11 protein-coding genes are annotated in these 10,620 nt (G+C 61.2%); 6 read left to right on the forward strand and 5 right to left on the reverse strand.

The window, feature by feature from the left end; translation table 11 throughout:
* Nucleotides 1–8: 8 nt before the first annotated feature.
* Entirely contained in the window at nucleotides 9–1,055 is a 1,047-nt protein-coding gene (locus SR3_RS29250) for a phospholipase D family protein (RefSeq protein ID WP_068094630.1), read from the reverse strand.
* A gap of 212 nt (nucleotides 1,056–1,267) precedes the next feature.
* On the opposite strand from SR3_RS29250, the gene SR3_RS29255 reads away from it, so the two are divergent.
* Nucleotides 1,268–2,713: an SMEK domain-containing protein gene (locus SR3_RS29255; protein WP_068094658.1), complete on the forward strand. Its 1,446-nt coding sequence runs from the start codon at nucleotides 1,268–1,270 to the stop codon at nucleotides 2,711–2,713.
* Nucleotides 2,710–4,119: an argonaute/piwi family protein gene (locus SR3_RS29260; protein WP_068094634.1), complete on the forward strand. Its 1,410-nt coding sequence runs from the start codon at nucleotides 2,710–2,712 to the stop codon at nucleotides 4,117–4,119. Before SR3_RS29255 ends, SR3_RS29260 begins: the two co-directional genes overlap by 4 nt.
* A gap of 221 nt (nucleotides 4,120–4,340) precedes the next feature.
* On the opposite strand, the gene SR3_RS29265 is transcribed toward SR3_RS29260, so the two are convergent.
* On the reverse strand, nucleotides 4,341–5,003 hold the full coding sequence (locus SR3_RS29265; RefSeq protein ID WP_068094638.1) for a hypothetical protein: 663 nt from the start codon (nucleotides 5,001–5,003) through the stop codon (nucleotides 4,341–4,343).
* Nucleotides 5,004–5,017: 14 nt separating this feature from the next.
* Nucleotides 5,018–5,365 carry a hypothetical protein gene (locus SR3_RS29270; RefSeq protein WP_068094639.1) on the reverse strand — a complete coding sequence of 116 codons (348 nt, stop codon included), beginning with the start codon at nucleotides 5,363–5,365 and terminating at the stop codon, nucleotides 5,018–5,020.
* A 563-nt stretch (nucleotides 5,366–5,928) separates the two neighbouring features.
* On the opposite strand from SR3_RS29270, the gene SR3_RS29275 reads away from it, so the two are divergent.
* The 4 genes from SR3_RS29275 to SR3_RS29290 all read left to right on the forward strand — a co-directional run bounded on the left by SR3_RS29275 (nucleotide 5,929) and on the right by SR3_RS29290 (nucleotide 8,457).
* Nucleotides 5,929–6,147, forward strand: a complete 219-nt coding sequence (locus tag SR3_RS29275; RefSeq protein ID WP_157099201.1) for a hypothetical protein — start codon at nucleotides 5,929–5,931, stop codon at nucleotides 6,145–6,147.
* 94 nt (nucleotides 6,148–6,241) lie between these two features.
* Nucleotides 6,242–6,523 carry a hypothetical protein gene (locus SR3_RS29280; protein ID WP_068094647.1) on the forward strand — a complete coding sequence of 94 codons (282 nt, stop codon included), beginning with the start codon at nucleotides 6,242–6,244 and terminating at the stop codon, nucleotides 6,521–6,523.
* Nucleotides 6,524–6,610: 87 nt separating this feature from the next.
* Nucleotides 6,611–7,654, forward strand: a complete 1,044-nt coding sequence (locus SR3_RS29285) for a hypothetical protein (protein WP_157099203.1) — start codon at nucleotides 6,611–6,613, stop codon at nucleotides 7,652–7,654.
* A 224-nt stretch (nucleotides 7,655–7,878) separates the two neighbouring features.
* Nucleotides 7,879–8,457: a hypothetical protein gene (locus SR3_RS29290; RefSeq protein WP_068094653.1), complete on the forward strand. Its 579-nt coding sequence runs from the start codon at nucleotides 7,879–7,881 to the stop codon at nucleotides 8,455–8,457.
* Between the two features lie 408 nt (nucleotides 8,458–8,865).
* Here the strand turns inward: SR3_RS29290 and SR3_RS29295 are convergent, their stop codons facing one another.
* Together SR3_RS29295 and SR3_RS29300 are read right to left on the reverse strand one after the other, a co-directional pair.
* Nucleotides 8,866–9,603: a hypothetical protein gene (locus SR3_RS29295; protein WP_068094655.1), complete on the reverse strand. Its 738-nt coding sequence runs from the start codon at nucleotides 9,601–9,603 to the stop codon at nucleotides 8,866–8,868.
* A 359-nt stretch (nucleotides 9,604–9,962) separates the two neighbouring features.
* The coding region (locus tag SR3_RS29300) for an SOS response-associated peptidase (RefSeq protein ID WP_407668227.1) at nucleotides 9,963–10,620 on the reverse strand (658 nt) is incomplete at its 5' end.

Here is a 10,620-nt window from a genome sequence, read left to right on the forward strand (position 1 = left end):
AAGCCGTTTTACGCAATCGGCGGGCGGGATTCCAGTTCGCGTTTCTCGATGTATTCGAATAGGTGCTCAGAGCTCATCGCCACAAAGCGCTTTCCTAGAGGCAGCCCATCGCGCGCCGATATCGCCAGTCCCTCTGATCCATCGGCGATCCACACGCCCGCCCTCTTCAGATGTGTCTGGCCGACATCCTTCAATGCTCCAACCCAGTTGGCGCGGCCGAAATAGCTCACGGACTGGTCAGCCTCCACGACGCGAACCACGTCAGTATATCCGAAGACACCCTCCTGGCTTCCATACCAGAACCAGAAGATCCTGACACTGTTGCGAAGCTCGTCTTCATCGGCAACGTCGTCAGGGTCGAATGTGCAGATATGGGAGAGCCGAGATGACGACATCGGCTGCCCCGTCACCTCTTCCAAAGCCTTTTCGGCCTTTCTGACCCTAACCGTGGAGATGCGTGCGTCGCCGAAGATGAAACCGCTAGCCATGAAGGCAGGCGGATTTCCGGCAAGCCTTGCAAGAAGCGAAGCTCCATCCACCGGCGCATCGCCATGCCTGTCTCTTGCGGCAGGATTGGGAGGCGCGGATACCGCCTCATCGAAGTCGTCGCGCGTGATCGGCAGAGAACGGGCTCGGTAGGATTCATAGATACCCACAAGCCGCCTGTAGGCTTCAGGTTCGGTTGCACGGTCGAAGATGACGCCCGCTTCCAGAAGTGAAGGCGCGCGCTCCGCCGTGCCGAGCGCATTGCGCGAGGCATTCGCCGAACCGATGATAGCCCTTTCATCGCCGATGAAGATCTTGGCATGAAGATCGTTCAGGACCGTCACCCTTGGCGTCTGCTGTGGCAGCTCGTCCCGCCGAAGGCCGAATGCGGTGAGCGCATTGCGGGACGTGCCCCCCATCCGGATATCAAGAACGACCTCTGCGTCACGCGCGGCAGCCAGCCGAGCCAGATCCGGCCCCCAGAAGGCGACCGCACAGCGAAGGCTGCCCGGCGCCTCGATCAGCTTCAGAACGGCGGCAGCGAATTCGGAATCAGAGAGAATTTCCATGGATATCAATGTGCCGTGAGTGACATGCGATTTCAAGCAGAGGATAGGCGCTTGGACGGTGCGGAGCGTGGTGCGCCTCGCCGCGTGAATTTCCTCCCCGCGCTAGAAGCCTAGCCGGGAGCAATCCCAGCCATCAGGATGCAGCGCGCATCTTGAAATGTTCTAGATGCGTTCCCATCTTAAGGGGATGTTTACCGAAAGGGGATGTGAGGGTGAGACAGCTCGACGTTGAGAACGAACTCCGCGACCTTGTTAGCCGGATCGTCCTGCAGGTCGAGTTGGCGACGGCGCAAGGGCGCACGGATATCAACCTCGCCCTCGAGGATGCCTTCATTCCAATCCTGAAGTCGGTGTTCAACCTCCCCCATCTCATAAACCTCAATCGGAAGCAGAAGAATTTTCCCGGCATCGATCTGGGCGACGACCACGACCGCATCGCCTTCCAGGTGACGTCCACGACCGCCCTGGAGAAGGTGAAATCCACCGTCACCCAGTTCATGAGCCGGTCCTATTACAACACGTTCGACGAGCTTTACGTCCTTATGCTCGTGAGGAAGCAGGCAACTTACAGTCAGAGCGCCGTGGACGCGCTGTTGACGCCCGACTTCTCCTTCGATTGCAAGAAGCACATCATCGATCTCAGCGATATTCTCCGCATGGTGGGCGGATTGCGCCTGGCCGCGCAGGAAAGGGTGCTGACGGAGTTCAAGCACATTCTCGGGGAGGTGGACGCCTTCAACAGCATCAGGGCCGAGACCATCGAAGCGCCCACGGCGATCACCACGAACCTCCAGCAGATCAGACTTCCAGACGCGATCTATGTCGCGGAACTGACGATCAACGACAAGGAGGTCATCGCCCGGGCGAAGCAGGAGCTGAACTACCGCGGATACGCGAAGAGCCGCAGGTCGGTCGTCAAAATGGCCCTCCTCCTAAATGACGTGCTTACGGACGCTTGGATCTGTCACGACAATAAGCTGTTCTCTTTCACCGACATCCAGGCCAGCGGCCTTATCAGCATCGTGGACGAGGGCACCATCGAGCGGCTGGACGTGGTTGATCTGGCCGACTCCGACGAGCTGGACAACGTGAACATCCTCAAGCAGCTTCTTTGGGCCGAGACCCGGCAGATGCTGAAGGGGCGCAATGTCCGATCGCATCCGAAGGACAGCTTCTTCTTCTTCGTGCCGAACGAGGATAGGCAGGAGCTGCGAAAGGAGTCCTGGGTCGGCAAGGCAAGCGCGTCCCGGAGCGTCTACGCGGTCAAGTACCAGAAGAAGGATCCGGAAAAGGTCCTGTACCATCAGCACCTTTCGTTCGACGTCACCTTCTCGAAACTAGGCGGGGAGTGGTTCGCGCAGATCGTACCGAGCTGGTACTACACCTATGATGGCTTCAACCGGTCCTACTGGCACGAGAAGTATCTCTCGAAGCAAAAGCGCCTTGAACTGAATCTCAGCGTCAGGAACGCGGTCCGCTTCATCGCCTACTTCCTGGCGAACAGCAGCGGCGAACAAGTGGGCGACGAGACTTTGCTCGAATTTGGGACGCTGCTTCAATTCGACGTGGGCGGGGAAGCCGATGAAGCCCTCGATGAGGGCGACGTCTCCATCGCTGACTACGATGACGATGCAACCGACGAGGAGGAGGCGGCATGAAACTGACGACGCTCGCAGAGCCTCTGCTCGAGTTCGGTACCGGAACGCACATTTGCCCACGTACCGGCATCGAGCACATGGGAGTGTATGACAAACGCGACGAATTGCGTCGGACCGAGCTTCGGATCGGGGTCGTGGGCCGGGGTGAAGGCATCGACCTTCTCGATGAATGGCTTGAGAAATGCCGCGATGGCGTGGAACGCAAAGCAGAGTCGCAGCTCCTCAATCTGTTTCGCGGCTTTGGCGGGGTGAACCAGAGCTATGGCTTCCTGACCCGGCTGATCAACTCGCCCCAGTATACCCGGACATTGAAGAAGTCGGACATCACCGGGATTGTGAAGCTCGCATCCCGCGCCAGCCGTGTCGAGAGGGCCGTGGAGCTCTACTACGAGCAGATCAGGTTCCTGGCGGAGAACAGGTCGGTGGACGTAATCGTCTGCGTGATGCCGAATGAGATGTTCGATTCCATCACCACCGCGGCCAATGACGACGAGAAGGATGAAAGCGAACTCGAACACAACTTCCGGCGGACCCTGAAGGCCAAGTGCATGCATCTCGGCACCCCTCTGCAGCTTGTGCGCGAGAAGACTATCCTGATCACCAAGCTCGCCGGCGATCAGCAGGACCCAGCCACCAAGGCATGGAACTTCTGTACTGCCCTCTACTACAAGGGCAATCGCACCATCCCTTGGCGGCTTGTGGAGGACACGGCCAAGCTGCGGTCATGCTACATCGGCATAGGCTTCTACAAGAGCCGGGACGGCGAGACCGTATCGTCTAGCCTGGCGCAGGTTTTCGACGAGTTCGGGCACGGGATCATCCTGCGCGGCACGCCCGTTTCGATCGACAAGAGGAACCGCCACCCCTATATCAGCGAGGATCAGGCCTACGAACTGCTGCGCGATGCACTGGACGAATATGACCGCGCGCTTGAGCACATGCCCGCGCGAATCGTGATCCACAAGTCGAGCCGCTTCCGCGATGGTGAACGCAAGGGCTTTCTGCGCGCGCTCGAAGAGAAGGGCATCCGGTCCAAAGATTTCGTCGCGATCACGGACACCGACGTGCGTCTCTTCAGCGACAAGAAATATCCTCCGAAGCGCGGAACGCTTCTCTCCATCTCGGAAACGGAAGGCGTCCTCTACACTCGCGGCACCGTCGATTTCTACAAGACCTATCCTGGGCAGTATGTGCCGAGTCCCTTAAAGATCACGGTGTACGAGCAGGATTCATCGCTTGAGAGCATCTGCCACGAGATTCTCGGACTCACCAAGATGAACTGGAACAACACCCAGCTGGATGGGCGACTGCCCATCACGCTCGAATGCGCCAATAAGATCGGCGACATCATGAAATATGTGAGCGTCAATGAGAAACCGCAGGTCAGCTACAGCTTCTACATGTGATGCCATCGGATGGATATAGCGCGTTGGCGCCGTCGTCCGGCAGCGTCAGTGCGGATCGGGGAAATCCATGCCAGCGATGTAAGCGCGAGCTGACGGGAAATTTCCTGCAAGGCGATGGCAGCGGCGCGGGACTCGTGGTCCGCGCCGCCGACCGATTCAACGATTTCGCCACCAACCTCTCGGCGATCGACCGGTAATGCGGCAGTTGCAGGCTCCTGCGCTCAAAGCCCGGGCGCTCTCCGGGGCATGCGCCGGTCGGCCTCGGCCTCGATCATTCTGCCGATCCCGGTCGCCGTCCCTTCCGGCTGGCCCAGCGTGACCGAGCCGCCATCGAGTCCCACGATGGCCGACATCTGGAACAGGCCCGCACCGCTGCCGCAGGACGCCCTGCCACACCACCGGGCATGCAGGCCCTCGCTGTCGATCCTGCCGCTCCCGTCACTGGGGCGGCCATACTTGTCGGCAAGAAGCGTCTGCCATGCGCTCGGCGCGGTCCCCCGCGGCGGCAGGAAGCTGATCGTCGAGACCCTCGCCGTGTCAGGCCAGGTCAGCAGCTTCAGCAGGACCCGGCCTCCCTTGCCGTCGTCGAACTCGACCTGGCCCAGAACCGAGTGACGCATCATCCGCTCGCTGCCCCCGCGCACGTTCATCAGGCCGCGGACCTGGTCCTCGAAGTTGACCACCCTGGTCGCCCTCACCACCTTGAGGCCGCGCGACCGCATGACGCCCTCGACGTCGGCCTCGCTCATGCCGAGGCGGAATCCGGCCAGATCGTAGGTCGCGGGATCGGTCTTCACCGTCAACGTCGCGGGGACGGACATACCCGTGCGCGGGGCGTCGGCGACAGCGCCTGCCGCCAGCAGGGCGGCGAGAGGAAGTATCATCTTGCTTTCTCCTATCAGTCGATGAGGCCGTCGGCCCGCAGGCGATGCAGCCGCCAGTTCGCAAGCGCGCCGAAGGCGATGAAGGCGCCGAGCTGGAGCCAAGCTCCAGGTGCGACGCCGGTCCGCATCGCGACCGCGATGATCGCTGCCATGAGGAACGGCACGGTCCGCAGCGTGCAGAGCACGAAGTAGAGCGCCCAGTGGGCCTGTGGCCGGATCAGGGCGGCAAGACCGGTCAGGAAGACGACGGCCGCGCCCGCCGGCTCGCTTCTCGCGAAGAAGGTGACGGCGAGTCCGGGCAGGAAGAGGAAGATGAGCCCAACGATGAAGTCGGGGATGAAGGGAACGACCTGGACCCGCATCGCTCAGAGCCTGCAGGCGGAGGAGGTGACGGGAAACACGGCTTTCGTGGCGGTGGATCGGGTGTGCTGTCTCGACATGCTTGCCCCAGACTGTGGGGTGGTCGCCAAGCCGGCGGCACCCCGAGTTGAATCGGGGTGCCGGCCCTTGGAGACCGGGTGTTCGAAACCAGCACTGAGACTGGCGCGGAAACCTTTAGCCGGGTGGCCTGGACATACGCGTCCGCCACCCGGTCACAGAAGGCTCTGCGACCGGATAATTGGTCTTGCGACCGGCTCTCAGTGAGGGGTTTCGACGCCCCGGCTCCCGGAACAGCTCCCGCGAGTTGAGCGACACAATAGCCATCCGAAATCGGGAGCGCCAGAGTTTTCAGGATGGAAGGTGTTCCCGGGCCGTTGGGATGGCCTGCCAGACATCGACCCCCGGCCAGGCGCCAGGTGCCGAACAGCCGAATGATATTAGGCGCTTGGGCAGAATAATTTGCCCCATGTGCCTTGATCCGTGACCGGCGCTCGCCATCTGCAGCCGGCGCGGACCCGCGCAATCCCAACAAGGAGACATGCCTGTGGACGAGCCGGTCATCGAGCCGAACCTGTCGATCGTCGTGCATGACGACGACCTGCCCGTCGGGGTCGTCATGTCCCGGATCGCGCATGCCCTTTCGGCCGATTTCGACGTGAAGTGCGCCGAGATCGCCCCCAAGGAGATCGGAATGACGATCCGCTACAGGCTGGCCCCGATCACGGGAAGGGCGTCAGGGAGCGCAAGCGGCCTCCCTGCCTAGGCCGCATTCCCATCTGCGAGGGGCATCGTGGCAGCCCTTTGACCAACGGCATCATCCATGCCCTATTGTCTGGGCACCTGAGAAGGAGATGCCGATGTCCGAGAACACGCCCCAGTGGACCCAGGAACAGGCGATCGCCTATGAGGCGGCGCTGGAGGCGATCAACGACGTGATCGCCGGCTACAGCGAGGCAACCGACAGCGCGGGCAGGGCATTGCCGCCTTCCGACAGGCGCTTGTCCTTCCTCCGCATGCGCGTCTCCCAGGCCCGCGACGTGGGCGATGCCCTCGACCCGGCCGACGACGCCAGCGTCGGCGATGTCCTGCGGGAGTTCAGCGCGATGGTCCGCGCCCGTGAGGCTGTGAAGGGGGCATGAGCTGACGATGGGTTTAGTTCGGGAATATGAGGCGGATGGCTGACATGAACGCGGGATCGCGCTAGACTTCGCACCGAAGGGGGCCCCATGTCTAGAAATCCCACCGCGACGCGAAGGGCCCGGCTGCTGGCCGGTTTCGCTGCTGCTCTTTCGGCTGTTTCTCCGGGCATCACCTATGCCGGGCCTGCGGTGCCGCCCGCGCCATCGGACAGGCCGGGCAGCATCACCGTTCTGGACATGACCGATAGCCAGTGCACTGTCGATAAGGCCTATGCCGACACGCTGTTGACTCAGATGCATGCCGGAGCGGTGCTGGGTGAGCAATCCATCAAGACCCTAGGCGAATTCGAGAAGTTGACCAACGGTCGGCCGTTCAAGCCCAACGTGCCCATGGGCGAGCAGATGACCCCCGAGGAAGCGAACAGGTTCGGCAATCTCCAGGAACGGCTGAAGGCCCAGAACGCCAGCAATATGTTCGAATCCGACAGAGAGCGCGACATCGAGGTGGTGAAGGAGATGACCGACATCGCCGGAGAGATGGCGGCTCCCAACTGGTCGCCACCGGACGATTCACATAAGCGACACCAGTATCTGGCAGCGATGCTTCTTGCCATGCGGGACAAGTTTCCCGTCAGCGAGACCGAAAGAAAGCAGATGCTCGATCTTTCCGGCAAATGCACGCTGGCCCATGCGATCATGGTCCAGGCCCAGAACTCCTATCTGGGAGCGGCGAAGATCTACGGCCTGGACGAGGCGTCGCGGGACCTCGACGACCTGAACAGGCGTTATGGACAGAACCTCAAGCCGGACGCGCTGCTCCCGTCGGACAGAGCTACCTTCAACCGCCTGATGCCCGTGATGGCTCAGGTCCGGCAGCAGGTCGCCTACACCGATGATCTGATCCGCATATCTAAATTTGAGATGACGTCGATAAAGCTCGCCGAGGTCAGGCGTCAGGCGCTCTACGAGGCGCCAGGCGACATCGATCATGTCCGAGGCGCCTGGACGGATGCCGTCAAGTCGGGCGACATCGATCCCGAGACCAACCAGTTTTCGGGCATCGTCAACCTCGTGGGCGACCATTTCCCGTCAAACTTTGTCGACAGCCTATCGAAAATCCATCCCAATTAAGCGCAGGCTTCGGGCACCCTTGCCAATCCGTTGCGAGGCGCAAGACAAGGCCAAGACCTCGATCGTCCAGACCCGGTCGTTCCCGATACGACTGGCGCGCTCATCGAACCGATAACCGATGCTGCTTAGAACCACCTTCCGCCAATCACCCGATCTCGTCCATTGACAATGTGCAAGCGCAGCCCAGAAGCTGTCGGGTCAGAAACGCGCGTAAGGAGACGAGCATGGGGTGGACGCGCGAACTTACAGAGCAGGAGGACGAGTTCTGTCGTGCGCTTGGCGAGGTGGTGGTCTTCTGGAACCACGTGGAGCAATCGTTCCGTGTGCTTCTACAGCGGGCCACGTTCCTAGGCGGGCCCGATGGGAGGATATGGGGCCTCATAGCCCACCTCACCCCCGTCCAGTTGAAGGATGCCTTGATCGCCATCGCAGCGGACCACGCACCCGAACGCGAAGCACATCTACGGCACTGCGCGGCATTATTCGATCGAGAGCGCGAGTACCGCAACCACTACGTCCACGGACCTCTGACTTTCCTGACTACGGAACAGTCTAGCATAGGCGTCGTCGAGGGCGTGGTAGCGCGAGGCGGATCGCTTCGCGTCCAGCAGGCTTTGATCAGCGCTGCCGAACTGACAACCTATCGCGATCGGCTTGGCGCTCTCCAGCGCTACATCGGCGAACTGCTCCAAGACTCCCGCGACCTGCGAGGCGGAAAGGCGCTTGCGGAATTGGAGATGCCCGCCGTTGCTCCCCGTGTGGTCGTCGTGAAAGAGAGTTGGTGGGACTTGTACGGCCACTAGCCCATTTCGCCTGATGTCCGCTTACAACAGGGAAGATCAGATTCTGGTTCTCTTCGGGTACCTGCTGGGCCAGCATTACGGGATAGTCGAATAGGCCACAATCGGAAAGGTGAGCCCAGCCCGTAAGATAACCGCCTGCCTCTGATGCAGTTGCAGCGAGAAGGGCGTCAGATATCAGCCATTAATGGGAAAAGCCTGATTTTGCGGCACAGGCGCCCGTCGCTTGGACTGCCGGTGTGCCGAACTTGAACGGCACCGTTACGAAGGCCATTTCCTCTGCATCCCAGGGCTTGGAGGGGCGGCTGACACGTCCTGCCGTGCCGCCCCGCCCCTATCGGCCAAGTATGCTGCCGCTCCCGGGCAGACCGTCGTGGCGAACGGTCGGGAGATGCGAAGATCTGCTCGGAATCAAGGGTTCCAGCATCCGTCCTCGATCAGGCCAACGGCCGCGTCCAGACGCTCCGCATGATCCTCAACCTCGTCCAGCGCGGCGACGCGACGCCAATACGTGACCTCTTCGGCCCATTCTTCCTTCTCGGCATCAGTGGGCTCATCCCCCTGCGCATCCAGCGTCTCTTCGAAATCAAGGATGCGCTTCATCTCGACGAATTCGAGATGATCGACGAAAGCCTGAAGCGCATTATCGATACCCTCTTCATCGACGGGATCCGGCTGGGCGTCGAACCCGAGAACGCGGCGCAGATCGTTCCTGGCCCTCTGCCATGCCCTGACCGAGATACCGAAACGAGGGCGCCACAGAAGCGATGGGTGGGGAATGACCGTCATCGAGCCCATCTCGGCTCCTGTCGCGGCGCGATAGGCCCTGACCATCAGTCCGACGGTCTGTCCACATGCCACGACTGGGCCTGCGAGACGTCCTTCCAAATCCCATTCCCGGAGCCGCTCCATCGCCTGGGCCGGATCTATCCTGGAGATCTTCTTCCTGTCGATGATCCGTTCGTTCAGATTGCGCATGTCGAACCATCTGCGACATTCGCCCGGATCCCGCGACCGGTCGAACGCCAGATAGGCTAGCGCCCCGGTGGACTTGGCCTCGGTGCTCCAGGACACCGTCTCTGCGACCGGCGATGGGTTGAGGCCTATGAGCAGCGGACGGTCCTCGATTCTGGTCGGACGTTCAAACATCTGAAATTGGCCTCCAAAATGAGGGGGCATCTCTGCCAGAAGAAAATAAAGGAAAGGTAATTACGAAGCGGCTGAATAAGCTGGCGCGCATTGACTTGAGTAGCGCGATGAGCCGTCTTCCCAAGCGACCGCATCCTGCACAGTCGAAAAGTGGTGGCGCCGGTTCAGTCCGGCTCGATCTTCGGCTCATGGCCAGATTAACGATCCATGGCGGATGACCTAGACCATCTTGTCAGCCGTCAGACAACCGCCTGCCTTTGATACCGATGCAAGGAGTAAGGCGTCGAATTGATTTTATGAGCTGCGCGGACATGCTCTCGGTCCTGCAACTGTCTGCGTCCGCCGCCTCGACATGCCGACTAGGGTATCTTGTCGCCGAAAAGTGGGAGATCGGCGACCTCTTGCTCATAGGTCGGCCGTGCACTGCCATCGACCCAGCGGTCGTTGGTCTGCTCGACCTCCAACTGGTCATTCCAAGTCCGACACGGACCGAAGGCATCGGCGGGCGCACCGCTCAACCAGGTCGCCCAGTTCTCACGGCGCAGGATGACCGGCATGCGGTCATGGACCTCCTCCATCTGCGTGCAGCCGTTGACCATCACCATCGAATAGCAGTTGCCCCAGATGTCGGTGGGCCTCCAGATGCCCGCGACTGCGAAAGGCTCGTCGCCCGGCAGCCGGTACCAGGTCCGGGTCATGCGCTTCTTCCGGCCCTGAGGTTCGGCCCACTGGGTGACCGGGATCAGGCAGCGTCGGCGCTCGAAGCTGTCGCGCCAGAAGTCGGTGTGGAGCTTGTCGTCGCGGGCGTTGTTGACCGGCGTGGGGGCCAACTTCTGATCCTGGGCGCCCCGCAGGACAACCGGGAACCCCCAGTTCATGGCCCTGAATTCCGCGCCATTGGTCACCAGGCCCGGGTAGTTGGGCGAAACCTCATCGGTGTAGTTCACCCCGACAGGCACCTCGACGCCGAAGGCGTGGGTTATTTCGGCCTTGCCGGTGCGGAGGCAATAGAGATTG

This window comes from Novosphingobium rosa NBRC 15208, from assembly GCF_001598555.1.
Classification (GTDB): Bacteria; Pseudomonadota; Alphaproteobacteria; order Sphingomonadales; family Sphingomonadaceae; genus Novosphingobium; species Novosphingobium rosa.

Excerpts from the sequence above, each read along its gene's own strand:
- SR3_RS29250 (WP_068094630.1), bottom strand. The coding sequence starts at position 1,055 with ATGGAAATTCTCTCTGATTCCGAATTCGCTGCCGCCGTTCTGAAGCTG.
- SR3_RS29260 (WP_068094634.1), top strand. The coding sequence starts at position 2,710 with ATGAAACTGACGACGCTCGCAGAGCCTCTGCTCGAGTTCGGTACCGGA.
- SR3_RS29265 (WP_068094638.1), bottom strand. The coding sequence starts at position 5,003 with ATGATACTTCCTCTCGCCGCCCTGCTGGCGGCAGGCGCTGTCGCCGAC.
- SR3_RS29270 (WP_068094639.1), bottom strand. The coding sequence starts at position 5,365 with ATGCGGGTCCAGGTCGTTCCCTTCATCCCCGACTTCATCGTTGGGCTC.
- SR3_RS29280 (WP_068094647.1), top strand. The coding sequence starts at position 6,242 with ATGTCCGAGAACACGCCCCAGTGGACCCAGGAACAGGCGATCGCCTAT.
- SR3_RS29285 (WP_157099203.1), top strand. The coding sequence starts at position 6,611 with ATGTCTAGAAATCCCACCGCGACGCGAAGGGCCCGGCTGCTGGCCGGT.
- SR3_RS29290 (WP_068094653.1), top strand. The coding sequence starts at position 7,879 with ATGGGGTGGACGCGCGAACTTACAGAGCAGGAGGACGAGTTCTGTCGT.
- SR3_RS29295 (WP_068094655.1), bottom strand. The coding sequence starts at position 9,603 with ATGTTTGAACGTCCGACCAGAATCGAGGACCGTCCGCTGCTCATAGGC.